General features: G+C 66.7%; 11 protein-coding genes. 7 read left to right on the plus strand and 4 right to left on the minus strand.

Going from position 1 to position 15,269, the window contains the following annotated elements; translation table 11 throughout:
* Positions 1 to 175: 175 nt before the first annotated feature.
* From ACYP5B_RS20155 to otsB, 3 genes are read right to left on the minus strand one after another with little or no spacing between them, the layout of a single operon-like run.
* Complete coding sequence (locus ACYP5B_RS20155; RefSeq protein ID WP_318237995.1) at positions 176 to 1,567, minus strand: alpha,alpha-trehalose-phosphate synthase (UDP-forming); 1,392 nt, start codon at positions 1,565 to 1,567, stop codon at positions 176 to 178.
* Between the two features lie 34 nt (positions 1,568 to 1,601).
* Positions 1,602 to 3,416: a glycoside hydrolase family 15 protein gene (locus ACYP5B_RS20160; RefSeq protein ID WP_459570917.1), complete on the minus strand. Its 1,815-nt coding sequence runs from the start codon at positions 3,414 to 3,416 to the stop codon at positions 1,602 to 1,604.
* A gap of 36 nt (positions 3,417 to 3,452) precedes the next feature.
* Positions 3,453 to 4,238, minus strand: a complete 786-nt coding sequence (gene otsB / locus ACYP5B_RS20165) for a trehalose-phosphatase (protein ID WP_459570909.1) — start codon at positions 4,236 to 4,238, stop codon at positions 3,453 to 3,455.
* 243 nt (positions 4,239 to 4,481) lie between these two features.
* On the opposite strand from otsB, the gene ilvA reads away from it, so the two are divergent.
* Together ilvA and queF are read left to right on the plus strand one after the other, a co-directional pair.
* Entirely contained in the window at positions 4,482 to 6,008 is a 1,527-nt protein-coding gene (ilvA, locus tag ACYP5B_RS20170) for a threonine ammonia-lyase, biosynthetic (protein ID WP_400096272.1), read from the plus strand.
* Between the two features lie 15 nt (positions 6,009 to 6,023).
* Positions 6,024 to 6,857 carry an NADPH-dependent 7-cyano-7-deazaguanine reductase QueF gene (gene queF, locus ACYP5B_RS20175; RefSeq protein WP_459570910.1) on the plus strand — a complete coding sequence of 278 codons (834 nt, stop codon included), beginning with the start codon at positions 6,024 to 6,026 and terminating at the stop codon, positions 6,855 to 6,857.
* A gap of 78 nt (positions 6,858 to 6,935) precedes the next feature.
* Here the strand turns inward: queF and ACYP5B_RS20180 are convergent, their stop codons facing one another.
* A complete protein-coding gene (locus tag ACYP5B_RS20180) occupies positions 6,936 to 8,345 on the minus strand; it encodes a carbohydrate porin (RefSeq protein WP_459570911.1) in 1,410 nt (469 codons plus the stop codon).
* A 207-nt stretch (positions 8,346 to 8,552) separates the two neighbouring features.
* Here ACYP5B_RS20180 and ACYP5B_RS20185 point away from each other — a divergent pair, with 207 nt between their 5' ends.
* Genes ACYP5B_RS20185 through ACYP5B_RS20205 form a run of 5 tightly spaced genes read left to right on the plus strand, consistent with a single transcriptional unit; the run spans position 8,553 to position 13,964 of the window.
* On the plus strand, positions 8,553 to 9,257 hold the full coding sequence (locus ACYP5B_RS20185; protein ID WP_459570912.1) for a TetR/AcrR family transcriptional regulator: 705 nt from the start codon (positions 8,553 to 8,555) through the stop codon (positions 9,255 to 9,257).
* Positions 9,258 to 9,284: 27 nt separating this feature from the next.
* Positions 9,285 to 10,283 (plus strand): HlyD family secretion protein, encoded by a 999-nt coding sequence (locus tag ACYP5B_RS20190; protein WP_459570913.1) that lies wholly within the window; start codon positions 9,285 to 9,287, stop codon positions 10,281 to 10,283.
* Entirely contained in the window at positions 10,280 to 11,287 is a 1,008-nt protein-coding gene (locus tag ACYP5B_RS20195) for an ABC transporter ATP-binding protein (protein WP_459570914.1), read from the plus strand. Before ACYP5B_RS20190 ends, ACYP5B_RS20195 begins: the two co-directional genes overlap by 4 nt.
* Positions 11,284 to 12,462: an ABC transporter permease gene (locus ACYP5B_RS20200; protein ID WP_459570915.1), complete on the plus strand. Its 1,179-nt coding sequence runs from the start codon at positions 11,284 to 11,286 to the stop codon at positions 12,460 to 12,462. Before ACYP5B_RS20195 ends, ACYP5B_RS20200 begins: the two co-directional genes overlap by 4 nt.
* 11 nt (positions 12,463 to 12,473) lie before the next feature.
* Positions 12,474 to 13,964 carry an efflux transporter outer membrane subunit gene (locus ACYP5B_RS20205; protein ID WP_459570916.1) on the plus strand — a complete coding sequence of 497 codons (1,491 nt, stop codon included), beginning with the start codon at positions 12,474 to 12,476 and terminating at the stop codon, positions 13,962 to 13,964.
* Positions 13,965 to 15,269: the final 1,305 nt, after the last annotated feature.

A 15,269-nucleotide genomic window follows, 5' to 3' on the forward strand; every position in this document is an offset into this window, starting at 1 on the left:
GCCCCATCCGGCGCGCCTTTTTTGCCTACTTTTTTGGCAAGACAAAAAAGTAGGTCGCCGCCCCGCAGGGGTGGTGAAACTGCAGTTGACTTTGACCTTCCGCAGTTGAAGCTGATTTTGCAGTTGCAGTTGCAGTTGCAGTTGCAGTTGCAGTTGCAGCTAAAACCCCTCCCCCCTAACCCCCATCCGTCTCCGCCAAAGTCCTCAAATACTCCCGCCTCCACCAATGCACATCCTGCGCCCGAATCCGCTCCAACAGCTTCTGATGCCGAGACTGCCGCTCAGCCAAAGGCATATGCAAAGCCTGCTGAATCGCCTGCGCAGTAGCATTGATATCGTAAGGATTCACCAACAGCGCCTCCCGCAACTGCTCGGCAGCGCCAGCAAACCGCGATAGCACCAAGACCCCAGGATCATCCGGATCCTGCGCAGCCACAAACTCCTTGGCAACCAGGTTCATCCCATCGCGGAGCGGCGTAACCAGCGCCACGCGGCAGGCCCGGCACAGCCCGGGCAAGCGGCGCCGCGCCGTGGTGCGATGGATGTAGCGCACCGGCATCCAGTCCAGCTCGCCATACTCGCCATTGATCGCCCCCGACAACCCTTCCAGCTCGCGCCGCAGATCCGCATAGGCATCCACCGTCTCGCGCGATGGCGCGGCTATCTGGATCAGCGTGGCGCTGCGGCGGTTCTCGGGATACTGCGCCATCAGCGTCCTGACCGCCTTGAGCCGCTGCGGCAGCCCCTTGGAGTAGTCGAGCCGGTCGATGCCAAGCAGCAGACGGCGGGTCGAATACTGGCCGCGCATCATCTCGTACGTCTCGCGCGATTCCTCGCACTGGCCCAGCGCGGCGAATTCGTCGACGTCGATGCCGATCGGGAACGCTTGCGCGCGCACGGTGCGGTGGAAGGCGCGGAAGCGATACTCGCCCATGGGCTCGGCCTGCGCTTCGCTTTGCACGTAGCGCGAGAAATGCTCGAGGTCGAGCTGGCTCTGGAAGCCGACCAGGTCATAGGCGAACAGCGCCCGCATTAGCCATTCGTGCTGCGGGATGGCGGCAAGGATCAGCGGCGGGGGCAGCGGGATATGCAGGAAGAAACCCATGCGCTGGCCACAGCCCATGGCGCGCAGCTCCGAAGCAAGCGGGATCAGGTGGTAGTCGTGGATCCAGATCACGTCATCCGGGCGCAGCAGCGGCGCGAGCTTGCGCGCAAAGAGCTGGTTGACGCGGCGATAGATGTTGAGATAGCCGGAGTCGAAATCCGCCAGGTCGATGCGATAGTGGAACACCGGCCACAGCACGCCGTTGCTGTAGCCCTGGTAGTACGCGTCGTGGTCCTCGCGGCACAGGTCGACCGTGGCCAGCGTGACATTGCCGGCTTGCTGGATATGCAGCTCACCCTCGCCCGGCGTGCCGCCCTGCGCGGCTTCCACGATCTTGCCGCTCCAGCCAAACCACATGCCGCCGGTAGCCTTGAGCGCTTCGCCCAGTGCCACGGCGAGGCCGCCCGCGGCGACGTTGCGCGGATCGGCGACGCGGTTGGATACCGCTACTAGTCTGCCCATACATTCCTTTGCGCTAGCCTTGCCTCGCGCGCCTTCAAATCACGGAATCCCACGGCGCGGACAGGCGCACGGCGCCGTTGATCAGGCCCACCATCGAGTAGGTCTGCGGAAAATTGCCCCACATCTCACCGGTCACGGGGTGCGTATCCTCGGACAGCAGCCCGAGCGGGTTGCGCGCCGCCAGCATGGCCTCGAAGATCTCGCGCGCTTCCTGGGCGCGCCCGACGCGGGCCAGCGCGTCGATGCGCCAGAAGGTGCAGATATTGAATGCCGTCTCGGGCTTGCCGAAATCGTCGGGCGCCTCGTAGCGGCGCATGTACGGCCCGTCGCACAGCGAGGCTTCCATCGCCTTGAGCGTGGACATGAAGCGCTCGTCGCGCGGCGCGATAAAGCCGACCTCGGCCATCAGCAGCACGCTGGCATCGAGCTCGCGCCCACCGAAGCTCTCGGCGAACGCCTGGCGCTCCTCGCTCCAGGACCCGCGCACGATGCGCTCCTTCATGACGTCGGCATGCTGGCGCCAGTAGGCCGCGCGATCGGGCAGGCGCAGCGCATCGCCGATCTTGGCGAGGCGGTCGCAGGCGGCCCAGCTCATCAGCGCGGACGAGGTATGCACCCGGGCGCGGGTACGCAGCTCCCACATGCCCGCATCGGGCGTGCCGAACACGCGTACCGCCTGCTCGCCCACGGTTTCCAGCACGTGGTACTCGGCCGCCCCGCCCCGGTGCAACAGGCGATGGTCGTGGAAAGCCTGGGCCGCGCCCAGCACCACGTTGCCGTAGACATCATGCTGGAAGTGCTCCTGCGCCTGGTTGCCCACGCGCACCGGGCCCATGCCGCGGTAGCCCGACAAGTGGTCGAGCACGCTCTCCGGCAATTCGAGCTCAAGCCCGATGCCGTACAACGGCTGGATATGGCCGTTCTTGGATTGCATCACCACGTTGGACAACCAGCGCAGGTAGTCCTCCATGGTGCCGACCTCGGCCAAGCTGTTGAGCGCGCGGATCACGAAAAACGCGTCGCGCAGCCAGCAGAAGCGGTAATCCCAGTTGCGCCCGCTGCCGGGCGCCTCGGGAATGCTGGTGGTCATGGCCGCGACGATGGCACCCGTCTCTTCATAGAGCGAGAGCTTGAGCGTGATGGCGGCGCGGATCACCGCATCCTGCCACTCGCGCGGGACCGCGAGGCGGCGGCTCCACATCTTCCAGTAAGCGGTGGTCTCCTGCTCGAAGTCGCGCGCGGTTTCCTCCACGCCACCCTGCAGGGTTTCATCAGGCCCGAGGATGAAGTTGAGGTCGCGCGTGAGCAGGAAAGGCGTGCGCGACAGCACATAGGTGAGCGGCGCGTCGGTGGTCATGCGCAGCGTGGTGCCGTCGCCGATATAGCGCACATGGCTGCTGCCGCGCGTGATCTCGGGCTTGATGCGCCCCCAGTCGAAACGCGGCGCCACCGTCACGCGCACCCGCGGCGCGCCCTGTATCGGCCGGATGCGGCGGATCAGCGAGGTGGGGCGGAAGTAACGTCCGAGGCGGAAAAAACGCGGCGCGAAATCGGTGATCTCAAGGGAGTTGCCATGCTGGTCGGTCAGCCGGGTCCGCAGCACGGCCGTATTGGGCTCGTACCATTGGTGCGCTTCCTGGAAGTCCTCGATCTCGATGGCAAAGTGGCCAGCGTTCTCGCCCGGATCGAGCAAGGCATTGAAGACCGGGTCGCCGTCAAAGCGCGGCAGGCAGCACCACACAATGCGGCCGCGCCCGTCGACCAGCGCGGAGATCGCGCAGTTGCCGATCATGCCCAGCGATAGCGAAGGGTCGGCGTAGCGGCCGGCACCTCCGGCACGCGCCGAAATACCCTCGGTGGATGGGTTGCTCACAGCGAATCCCCCTCAAGACGTCGTTGTGGATGTAGCTCCGGAAATCTGCGTGCCCTGCGCGGCGGCCATGACTTCGAGCGCCTTGGCGGAGCGATGCAGCCAGCAGCGCAGCGCGGCCGGGCCGGTCACGCTGACGGTGGCGGCGCTGGGCCGCTCGCCAACCAGCACGCCGACGCCGCCGAGGCGCCGCACCACGGCAAAGCCAGCCTCGTCGGTAATATCGTCGCCGGCAAACAGCGGCGTGCGCCGCGCAAATGGCGGGCCGCGCATAAAAGTATCGATGGCGCCGCCCTTGTCGATGCCCGCCGGCTTGAGCTCCACCACCATCTTGCCGTGCAGGACCTCGATACCGGGCACGCCGCTCGCCAGCTCGGCCGCGAAGTCGCGCACCATGCCTTCAAGATGGGGAACGGCGCGGTAGTGCACCGCGACCGCGACCGACTTGCGCTCGAGCTGCAAGCCCGGATGCGCGCCGACCAGGAATTCGAGCGGCGGGAGCAACAAGGGCACGCCCGGGTCGGGCTGGCGCAGCCGGTGGCCGCCCGCGTCGCGCAGCTCCGCGCCGTGCACGCCGGCGCACGGCAGTTGCAGCGGTTGCAGGAAATGATCCAGCTCGGCGATCGGCCGGCCGGAAACCAGGGCTACCGCGCCACCCAGATGCAAATGCAGGGCGCGCAGCGTCCCCACCAGTTCCGGTTCGACCTGCACGAGGTCAGGACGCGGCGCAAGGTCGGCCAGCGTACCGTCGAAATCCAGGAACAGCGCGGTGTTCGGTTCGATAAGAGGTAGGGGAGGCATTGCGTTACACCGTATCACGAGTGTTCCGGCACCGTCCACCGGGCTTCGTCCTACAAGGTGCGCAAGCGCCCCTTCGGCGCGCCACTACGGTGCCTGCGCCGCTGCGGTGCGCAGCGCGCGCCAGCGCCCGAAGGTGCACTTGCCTGCCCTTCGCAGCCGCTTGCGCAGGGGTGCAGTCATCGACGCACCCCGCCATCCTTTATCATTAGCGGTTTCCGCCAATCCCCGCCCCGGCTGTCCACGATGACCCGCAAACCCGATTACCTGAGAAAGATCCTGACCGCCAAAGTGTACGACGTGGCCCAGGAGACCGATCTCACCTACGCAACCCTGCTCTCCGCGCGCACCGGCAACAAGGTGTGGTTCAAGCGCGAGGACACCCAGCCGGTGTTCTCGTTCAAGCTGCGCGGCGCGTACAACAAGATGGCCTCGCTGTCGCCGGAGGAGCTCAAACGTGGCGTGATCGCCGCCTCGGCCGGCAATCATGCGCAGGGCGTGGCGCTATCGGCTGCGCGGCTCAAGTGCAAGGCGCTGATCGCGATGCCGGTCACCACCCCGCAGGTGAAGATCGACGCGGTGCGCGAGCGCGGCGGCGAGTGGGTGGAAATCGTGCTGCACGGCGACTCGTACAGCGACGCCTACAACCACGCCGCGGAGCTGGAGAAAAAGCACAAGCTGACCTTCATCCACCCCTTCGACGATCCCGAAGTCATCGCCGGCCAGGGCACCATCGCCATGGAAATCCTGCGCCAGCACCCGGGCCCGCTGCACGCGGTGTTCGTGGCGATCGGCGGTGGCGGCCTGATCTCCGGCATTGCGGCCTACATCAAGGCCGTGCGCCCGGAGATCAAGGTGATTGGCGTGCAGACCGTGGACTCCGACGCGATGAAGCGCTCGGTGGACGCGGGCAAGCGCGTGGAACTCAAGGAAGTGGGCCTGTTCTCGGACGGCACCGCCGTGAAGCTGGTCGGCAAGGAAACCTTTCGCATCACGCGCGAGCTGGTCGACGAGATCATCCTGGTGGACACCGACGCCATCTGCGCCGGCGTCAAGGACGTGTTCCAGGACACCCGCAGCATCCTGGAGCCGGCAGGCGCCATGGCCGTGGCCGGCCTGAAGCTCTACGCCGAGCGCGAGAAGCTCAAGGGCCAGCACCTGGTAGCCATTGCCTGCGGCGCCAACATGAACTTCGACCGCCTGCGCTTTGTCGCCGAGCGCGCCGAGGTGGGCGAGGCGCGCGAGGCGATCTTCGCGGTCAGCATCCCCGAGGAACGCGGCAGCTTCAAGCGCTTCTGCGAGCAGCTCGGCACGCGCAACGTGACCGAGTTCAACTACCGCATCGCCGACAACAGCATGGCGCACATCTTCGTGGGCGTGCAGATCGCGAGCCGCGCGGATAACGAGAAGATAGCCGCCGGTTTCCGCCGCCACGGCTTCGATACGCTGGACCTGTCCAACGATGAGCTGGCCAAGCAGCATATCCGCTACATGGTCGGCGGCCATTCGGCGCTGGCGCATGATGAGCTGCTGTACCGCTTCGAGTTCCCGGAGCGTCCGGGCGCGCTGATGCGCTTCCTGTCGAGCATGAGCCCGAACTGGAATATCAGCCTGTTCCACTACCGCAACCAGGGCGGCGACACCTCCAACATCCTGGTTGGCATCCAGGTGCCCAAGAACGAGAAGCGCGCCTTCCGCGCCTTCCTCGCTACGCTGGGCTATGTACACTGGGAAGAGACCGAGAACCCCGTGTACAAGCTGTTCTTGTCCTGATCATCCGAGGCAACCATGAGCCTTCCCGAACATTCGCCGCTAGGCAAACCTTCGGCCTACAAGACCGAGTACGACCCCACCCTGCTGTTCCCGATCCCGCGCCAGCCCAAGCGCACCGAGATCGGGCTGGCGGAAGGCCGCGCGCTGCCGTTTTTCGGCGTGGACATCTGGAACGCCTACGAGCTGTCGTGGCTGAACATGAAGGGCAAGCCGCAGGTCGCGCTGGCCAGCTTCATCATTCCGGCCGACACGCCGAACATCGTCGAGTCCAAGTCGTTCAAGCTCTACCTGAATTCGTTCAACCAGAGCAAGATCGCCTCGCCCGAAGCCTTGCAGCAACTGCTGCACCATGACCTGTCCGAAGCCACCGGCGGCACGGTGCAGGTGCGGCTGGTGACCGAGGCCGAACTCGGCACGCAGAAGATGGGCGAGCTGGACGGCGTGCAGCTGGACCGGCTCGACATCGAGACCGACATCTATGAGCCCGCGCCGCACTTGCTGCATGCCGCCCAGGACGAATCGCCGGTGGAAGAAACGCTGGTCTCGCACCTGCTCAAGTCCAACTGCCTGGTGACCGGCCAGCCCGACTGGGGCAGCGTGCAGATCCGCTACGTGGGTGCGCCGATCAACCAGGAAGGGCTGCTCAAGTATTTGATCTCGTTCCGCAACCATAACGAGTTCCACGAGCAATGCGTGGAGCGCATCTTCACCGACATGATGCGGCAGTGCCAGCCGGTGAAGCTGGCGGTTTATGCGCGCTACACGCGGCGCGGTGGGCTGGATATCAATCCGTTCCGCACCAACTTCAACACGCCGTGGCCGGACAACCGGCGCAACGCGCGGCAGTGAGCAACGCGAAGGCGTGAAGCAAATAAAAACCCCGGCACGCACGCCGGGGTTTTTATTTGCGCAAAGATCCTGGCCTGCTCAAAACTCGGCATGGAAGCGCACCCCATAGAACTTCGCCGGCCCGCGATCGCGGTTGTAGCCGGGATTGCGGATGTACTGGAAGTCCGGGCTGATGCTCAGGTACTTGACCGGCTGGAAGCTATAGAACAGCTCAACGATCTGCTCAGGCCCATACCGCAACGCGCCATCGCCAAGAAAAGCGCCCTGCCCGCCGGCAGCCAGGTAAGCCTGGTGCCGCGACCCCAACATATTCACCGACACCGCCAACCCCACCACATCGCGCGGGCGGCCCCAGGCAGTGCCATTGAGCACGCCGCCGGCGGCGACCTGGCGGCCGATTTCCGTAAAGGCGTAGGTCTCGGTCTTGTCGTCCGACATATTGGCGCGCGCGAACACACCGAGTGAATCGTTGACCCGCTGCATCAGCGCCAAGCCCGCGCCGAGCTTGGCGTGCTCCTCGCGCACATTGGCCACGTCCGGTGCGGCGCCGGTGGCGGCGCCGAGCTGCAGCGCATCGCTGAACGCGCCCATGCGCGCCTTGTTGCGCCAGAGCATCAGGCGCGCCACGCCGGGCTGGCCGGCCAGCTTGTAGCGCTTCTCGAATTCGAGAATGTCGCCGTAGTGCTGGAACATCCGCGTATCGAGTTCCAGCCCGTTGGACTCCAGCGGCTGCAGGAAGCGGCCAAGCCGCACCGACCACATGTCGCCGATGTATTCCAGCGCCACGCCCCAGTTGTAGCCGCGCGCATCGGCCGGGTAGTCGAAGGAGCCGTGCGCCATGAACGACCAGTTCATGAACTGGGTGCGCGGGTCGGAGCCGTACTCGTTCTGGTCGAACACGTCGAGCACGCCGAAGTTGCCGGCGGTCAGCACCACGCGGCGCTTGTCGACGCTGCCGGCCAGCTGGTTGAAATCGGCGTCCACTTGTTCGCTGCCGCCGCCCAGTCCCCAGGTCTGGCGGATAAACGCGCGCGCCCGATAGAACACCGGGCTGGTGCTCGAGACCTTGGCCAGCTCGCCGTTGGTCGGCCCGCCCAGGCCGTGCAGCTCGGAGAACGGCACGCCCTGGGTCACTTCCGGGTTGAAGTGAAACTCCGCGCCGCGCCACAGGCGCAAGCCAAGATCGAGCGTCGTGCTGAACGAGTAGCTCTTGGCGCGATCCGCCGTCAGGCTGTTGGCGCCGGAGTAGCCCGCGCCGAAGGACGGCTTGCGCTGCCAGATATAGGTGGTCTGGCCGTGGAAGGCATAGTCCTCGGGGGCCTCGGCCTGCACCGGTGCGTCGCTGCTTGCCCCGGTCTGTTCCTGCGCCAGGGCGGGCATGGCCGCCATACCGGCAAGGCCGGCCAGCGACAAGGCCACACCCGCAAGGCGAGTGGCAAAAAACAGGCGTGGCCGCACTGGGGCGGCTGGGAAGCGACAAAGCAGCATGAAAAGTCCGGGGAACGGCAGCGGGCGCAATAGGGGTCAAGCCCGGCTGACGGGCGGACGAAGCATAGCCAAGCCTTTATGACATGTCTACCTTGTATTGCTGCGATGCAACATGATGCAAAGGCGGGTGGCCACAACATTACGTTGTAATCGGCCTTGAATTAATTAATTCATAAATTAATATTATTTGCAGATTCAGGAGCCGCCATGCCGCCTGCTGCCGACCACCCGCCCCCAAGCCGACGCCCGGGCCGGCCCGCCGCCGGGGATGCGGGCAGCGCTGGCCAGCGCGAGCAGTTGCTCGACGCCGCCACCGAACTGTTCGCCCAGCGTGGCGTTGCCGCCACAGCGATCAAGACCATTGCCAGCCATGCGGGCGTCACGCCGGCGCTGGTGCACTACTACTTCCGCGACCGCGACCAGTTGCTCGATGCCGTGATCGACGAGCGCCTGCAGCCCCTGGTCGAGCTGGTATTCGCGCCGGCCGCCGCCGACAGCGCGGACCCGGCCGCCATGCTGGTGGGCATTGCCGGGCGGCTGATCCGCACCGCCGCCGCCACGCCGTGGTTTCCCGGGCTGTGGATCCGCGAGATCGTCGGCGCCAACGGGCAGTTGCACCAGCGCGTGCTGCAGAAGATCGCGCTGCAGCGCGCCGGCCTGGTGCTCGGCCCGCTGGCGGCGGCGCGCGCGCGCGGCGAGATCAACGCCAGCCTGGAGCCGGCGCTGCTGATGGTGTCGCTGATCGGCCTGACGCTGCTGCCGCTGGCCACCACCCATATCTGGCGCCGCCTGCCCGGCGCCGGCGCCATCGACAGCGAGGCACTGGTGCGCCACGTGAGCGCGCTGCTGGCGCACGGCCTGGGCGTACCGCCGGTACGGCAGCCCGGGTCGGCCGCGCCGCCGTCTGCCTGAATCCAGCCTGCCCGCCACGGAGCCCGCATGCCTCGCCACGCTCAGCCTGATTCACCCCGCCCCGCCCCGACCCTGGGTACAGGTTGGCCGTCGGCCGCCCTGATCGGCGTGGCGCTGCTATCCGCCTGTGGCGAGCCGGCGCCCACCTCCTGGCAAGGCTATGTCGAGGGCGAGTTCGTCAGCGTGGCCTCGCCCTTTGCTGGCCGGCTGGACCAGATCTCCGTCCAGCGCGGGCAGCAGGTGGCAAGTGGCGCGCCGCTGTTCGCGCTGGAGGCCGACGACGAGCGCGCCGCCCGGCAACAAGCGGCAGAACAAGTGCGCGCGGCCGAGTCCCAGCTGGCCGACCTGCAAACCGGCAAGCGGGTGCCGGAAATCGACGTGAGCCGCGCGCAGCTGGCGCAGGCCCAAGCCGCCGCCGCGCGCAGCGCCGCGCAACGCCAGCGCGATGAAGCCCAGTACGCCATCGGCGGAATCGCGCTGGCGCAGCTGGAAGACAGCCGCGCCACCGCCGCCTCCGAGGCCGCCCGCGTGCGCGAGCTGCAGCGCGATATCGACGTGGCCCGGCTGCCGGGACGCACCGCGCAGCAAGCGGCCCAGCAAGCCCAGGTGGCCGCCGCGCGCGCCGCGCTGGCGCAGGCCGAGTGGAAGCTGTCGCGCAAGACCGTGGGCGCGACCCAGGCGGGCCTGGTCTACGACACGCCCTTCCGCCTCGGTGACTGGGTGCCCGCGGGCAGCCCGGTGGTGCGGCTGCTGCCGCCGGGCAACGTCAAGGTGCGTTTCTACGTGCCGGAAACCGTGCTCGGCGCGTTCAAGAACGGCGAGTCCGTGCGCGTGCGCTGCGATGGTTGCGCCGCGCCCATTGCCGCCACGGTCACCTACATCTCCAGCCAGGCCGAGTACACGCCGCCGGTGATCTACAGCAATGAAACGCGCCGCAAGCTGGTGTTCCTGGTGGAGGCACGGCCCGCGGCGGCCGACGCGCCGAAGCTGCACCCGGGCCAGCCAGTCGAGGTGGCAAGGCCATGAACGCAACCGTTGCTCCCCAGGACGGCGTGCCTGGCGATGCCAGCGCCCCGGTCATCGACGTGCATGACATCAACAAGCACTACGGCGACAAGCACGTCGTCAACAACCTGACGATGCAAGTCGCGCGCGGCGAGATCTTCGGCTTCCTCGGCCCCAACGGCAGCGGCAAGACCACCTCCATCCGCATGATGTGCGGGCTGCTCACGCCGGACTCCGGCACCGGCACCTGCCTGGGCTATGACATCCTGCGCGAGACCGCCGAGATCAAGCGGCGCGTGGGCTATATGACGCAGAAGTTCTCCTATTGGGACGATCTGTCCATCCGCGAGAACCTGGATTTCGTGGCGCGCGTGTACGGCATGCCGAGGCGCCGCGAGGTGGTGGACCGGGCGCTTGAGGACCTGGGCCTCGCCAGCCGCGCGCAGCAACTGGCCGGCGCGCTCTCGGGCGGCTGGAAGCAGCGCCTGGCGCTGGCCGCCTGCCTGCTGCACGAGCCGGAGCTGCTGCTGCTCGACGAGCCCACCGCCGGGGTCGACCCGAAGGCGCGCCGCGATTTCTGGGAGCAACTGCACCAGCTCGCCGCGCGCGGCGTCTCGGTGCTGGTCAGCACGCACTACATGGATGAAGCCGAGCGTTGCCACAAGCTCGCCTATATCGCCTACGGCAAGCTGCTGGCGCAGGGCACCGCGAGCGAAGTGGTGGCCAGCCAGCAGCTCGTCACTTGGAGCGTGCAGGGCGAGCAGCTCTTCGCGCTGTCGGATCAGCTAAGGGGCGCACCGGGCGTGGAGCAGACCGTGGTGTTCGGCAGCGCGCTGCACGTCACCGGGCACGATGCGCCCGCACTGGAAGCCACGTTGCGCCGCATCGCCGGCCCGCAGCACCGGATCGAGCCGATCGAGACCAGCCTGGAGGACGTCTTCATCCACATGATGAGCGGCGCTGAGGACAATATGCGCGCCGGCAAGCAAAGACAGAAGCAGGACGGCAAGGAGGCCCGAGCATGACGCGCGACGCCGGCGCACCTGCCAAGGCCACCAACGGCGCGCGTTTCCCGCTCTCCCTGCAGCGCTGGTGGAGCATCGTGCTCAAGGAGTTCCTGCAACTGCGCCGGGACCGCGTCACCTTCGGCATGATCGTTGGCCTGCCCATCGTGCAGCTGATGCTGTTCGGCTTCGCCATCAACACCGATCCGCGCCACCTCACCACCGCGGTCATCGCCGCGGACCAGAGCGAGTTCACCCGCTCCTTCGTGGCCGGCATGCAGGCGACCACCTACTTCAACGTGATCGGCACCCTGCCCGACGAAGCCGCCGGGCGCGAAGCGCTGATGAAGGGCGAGGTGCAGTTCGTGCTCACCATCCCGCCCGACTTCACCAGCCGGCTGCTGCGCGGCGAGCGCCCCGCGCTGCTGGTCGAGGCCGATGCCACCGACCCGTCCGCCACCGGCTCGGCCATCGCCGCGCTGGCGCAGCTGCCAGTCTCGGTCGCGGACAAGGACCTGCAGGGCGCGCTGGCGCACCTGGCGGGCGGCAAGCCGCCGTTCGACGTGCAGGTGCAGCGCCTCTACAATCCAGAGGGGCTCACGCAGTACAACATCGTTCCCGGGCTGATGGGCGTGATCCTGACCATGACGATGGTCATGATGACGGGCCTGGCGATGACGCGCGAACGCGAGCGCGGCACCATGGAAAACCTGCTTGCCACGCCGGTCAGGCCGCTGGAGGTGATCAGCGGCAAGATCGTCCCCTACATCTTCATCGGCCTGATCCAGTCCACCATCATCCTGCTGGCCGCGCGCTGGGTCTTCGACGTGCCCTTCGTCGGCTCGGTGGTGGCGGTCTACCTGGCGGCGCTGCTGTTTATCGCCGCCAACCTGACGGTGGGCATCACGCTGTCGTCGCTTGCGCAAAACCAGTTGCAGGCGGTGCAGCTGACGTTCTTCTACTTCCTGCCGAACCTGCTGCTGTCGGGCTTCATGTTCCCGTTCCAGGGCATGCCCCGCTGGGCGCAGGCGATCGGCAACGTGCTGCCGATGACCTACTTCAACCGCCTGATCCGCGGCATCCTGCTCAAGGGCAACAGCTGGGCTGAGCTTTGGCCAAACGTGTGGCCGATGGCGCTCTTCACGGTAATCGTCATGACCATCGCAGTGCGCTTTTATCGCCGCACGCTGGATTGAGGGAGCCTGTCATGCAAGCCTCGCCATACGGCAAGCCCACATCCCACACGGTCCTCGCCGCACTGGCGGCAGCCATGCTTTCGGCCTGCGCAGTGGGCCCGGACTTCGCCGAGCCGGCCACGCCCGCCGCGCCGTCCTATACCGCCGGCACGCAGCCCACCCGTACCAGCGCCGCCGACGTGCCGCACGGCCAGGCGCAAACGCTGGAGAGCGGCGCCGACGTGCCGGCGCAATGGTGGGCGCTGTTCCGCAGCCCGGCGCTGGACCGCACCATCCGCGCGGCGCTGGATGCAAGCCCAACGCTGGCGCAGGCACAGGCCCGCATCGAACAGGCGCGCCAGGAGCTGGTGGCCACCACCGGCGCGCGCCTGCTGCCGCGCGTGGACGCCAAGCTGAACACCACGCGCCAGCAGGTCGACTTCAACTCGCTCGGCATCACCGCCTTCCCCAGCCCCGGGCCGTTCACGCTGTACGGCGCCAGCGTGGAAATCTCCTACACGCTCGACCTGTTCGGCGGCCAGCGCCGCGAGCTGGAAGGCCTGCGCGCAGCGGTGGACTACCAACGCTTCGAGCTGGAGGCCGCGCGCCTGACGCTGGCTGGCAACGTGGCCACGGCCGCCATCCGCGAGGCCGGCTTGCGCGCGCAGATGGCCGACACCGAGGCCATCGTGGCGGCGCAGCAGCGCCAGCTCGCCATCACCGAGCAGCGCTTGCGCGCCGGCGGCGTGGCGCAGGTGGACGCACAGCGCCAGCGCAATGAACTGGCGCAGAGCCAGGCCTTGCTGCCGGGCCTGGCTCAGCAGCTTGCGGCCACGCGGCATCAGCTTGCCGTGTACCTGGGACAGGCGCCCGCCAGCGCCGAGCTGCCCGAATTCCGGCTGGAAGATCTCACGCTGCCCACCACGCTTCCAGTGAGCCTGCCCTCCGCCATGGCGCGGCGGCGCCCGGATATCCGCGCGGCCGAAGCGCTCCTGCACCAGGCATCGGCCAATATCGGCGTCGCCACCGCGCAGCTCTACCCGCAGCTCACGCTGTCCGGCAGCGCCGGCACGCAGGCGCTGTCCGCGCGCAATTTGTTTGACAGCCTCAACGTGTGGTCGCTGGCCGCGGGGCTGGTGCAGCCGGTGTTCCGCGGCGGCGAACTGGTGGCGCGCAAGCGTGCCGCCGAGGCTGCCTACGAGCAATCGCTGGCGGCGTACCAGCAAGCGGTGCTGCAGGGCCTGCGCGAAGTCGCGGATTCGCTGCGGGCGCTGGAAGCCGATGCCGGCACCTTGCAGGCGCGCGCCGACAGCGCGAAGCAGGCGGCCGCCACGCTGTCCGTCGTGTCCGGCCAGTATCGCCTCGGCGGCGTCAGCCAGCTTGCGGTGCTCGATGCCGAGCGGCAGTACCGGCAAGCTGCTCTCGCGCTGTCGCAGGCGACCGCGAGCCGCTTTACCGATTCCGCGGCGCTGCTGCAGGCGCTGGGGGGTGGATGGTGGCAGGGGGACGCAGCAGCCCGCTGACGCGGGGGTCTCGTCTGTGGGCGGGGTTTTGAGGCTTCTAGCTGCTGGCGCGGCTGTACGGTGTTGCCGTTTTAGAACGTGTGAGATGTCACTTTTCTTTACTCGTAAAGAGAAGTAACCAAGAGAAAGCGATCCTTGCAGGAGGCTGGCGTGGCGTCATTGGGAACCCCAATGGTATCGTCGTACGGCCCCGGGTGCTAACTGACTCGTGCCGTTACCAGTTTAGATCATCACGACGCTGCCAATGCCCAGGGTTTCGTGGTGGCCCCCACCGGTAGCCACCACCACGAATTTCAGGCCGTCTGTCGCTCGCGAAGTGGCCGGCCACGAAGTTGCAGGTGTCCCGTTTTCGTCGTGGGCGCGGTGGCACTGCCGGAATAGTTCTGAGGGATTCACCACCGCGCCCACCCCACCACGAAACTATCACGGCGTGATATATCGTGATGCTTCGAGCCGGTACCGGCAGATGGGCGAATGGGAAGGGATGCTGCTACCGAGCAGCCTCACCACGAAACCAGCGTGCTGCTCTGGATCGTGGCCATTCAAACCGGTAACGGCACGAGTGAATTAAAACCCGGGGCCTGACGACGAAACCACCGGGCTACGCAACCCCGACAAGCCAGCCTCCTGCAAGGATCGCTTTCTCTTGGTTACTTCTCTTTACGAGTAAAGAAAAGTGACATCTCACACGTTCTAAATCGGCCAACCCCGTACAGCCGCGCCAGCAGCTAGAAGCAATAAAACCCCACCCAACAAGAGACACCCCCCAATGGTTTCGTCGTACGGCCCCGGGTGCCAACTGACTCGTGCCGTTACCAGTTTAGACCACCACGACGCTGCCAATGCCCGGGGATTCGTGGTGGCCCCCACCGGTAGCCACCACCACTTGTTTCATGCCGTCTGTCGCTCGCGGCGCGGGCGGCCACGAAGTTGCAAGCGTCCCGTTTCCGTCGTGGGCGCGGTGGCACCGCCGGAATTGCTTTGAGGGATTCACCACCGCGCCCACCCCACCACGCAACCATCACGGCGTGATATATCGTGATGCTTCGAGCCGGTACCGGCAGATGGGCGAATGGGCAGGGATGCTACTACCGGGGGCCTCACCACGAAACCAACGTCGCAAGCAGTATCGTGGTCGCCTAAACTGGTAACGGCACGAGTCCAGAGCCCGGGGCCTGACGACGAAACCATTGGGCTACGCAACCCCGTCAAGCCAGCCTCCTGCAAGGATCGCTTTCTTTTGGTTACTTATATGAACGCGCCCCGGTTTGCCAGGTAAATCATCTCATGATGCTCGGCGAGGAT

Source organism: Cupriavidus sp. 8B (assembly GCF_054589115.1).

Bases quoted from the DNA above. Each gene is read 5' to 3' on its own strand.
- ACYP5B_RS20155 (WP_318237995.1), bottom strand. From the start codon at position 1,567: ATGGGCAGACTAGTAGCGGTATCCAACCGCGTCGCCGATCCGCGCAAC.
- ilvA (WP_400096272.1), top strand. From the start codon at position 4,482: ATGACCCGCAAACCCGATTACCTGAGAAAGATCCTGACCGCCAAAGTG.
- ACYP5B_RS20185 (WP_459570912.1), top strand. From the start codon at position 8,553: ATGCCGCCTGCTGCCGACCACCCGCCCCCAAGCCGACGCCCGGGCCGG.
- queF (WP_459570910.1), top strand. From the start codon at position 6,024: ATGAGCCTTCCCGAACATTCGCCGCTAGGCAAACCTTCGGCCTACAAG.
- ACYP5B_RS20195 (WP_459570914.1), top strand. From the start codon at position 10,280: ATGAACGCAACCGTTGCTCCCCAGGACGGCGTGCCTGGCGATGCCAGC.
- ACYP5B_RS20180 (WP_459570911.1), bottom strand. From the start codon at position 8,345: ATGCTGCTTTGTCGCTTCCCAGCCGCCCCAGTGCGGCCACGCCTGTTT.
- ACYP5B_RS20205 (WP_459570916.1), top strand. From the start codon at position 12,474: ATGCAAGCCTCGCCATACGGCAAGCCCACATCCCACACGGTCCTCGCC.
- ACYP5B_RS20190 (WP_459570913.1), top strand. From the start codon at position 9,285: ATGCCTCGCCACGCTCAGCCTGATTCACCCCGCCCCGCCCCGACCCTG.
- otsB (WP_459570909.1), bottom strand. From the start codon at position 4,238: ATGCCTCCCCTACCTCTTATCGAACCGAACACCGCGCTGTTCCTGGAT.
- ACYP5B_RS20200 (WP_459570915.1), top strand. From the start codon at position 11,284: ATGACGCGCGACGCCGGCGCACCTGCCAAGGCCACCAACGGCGCGCGT.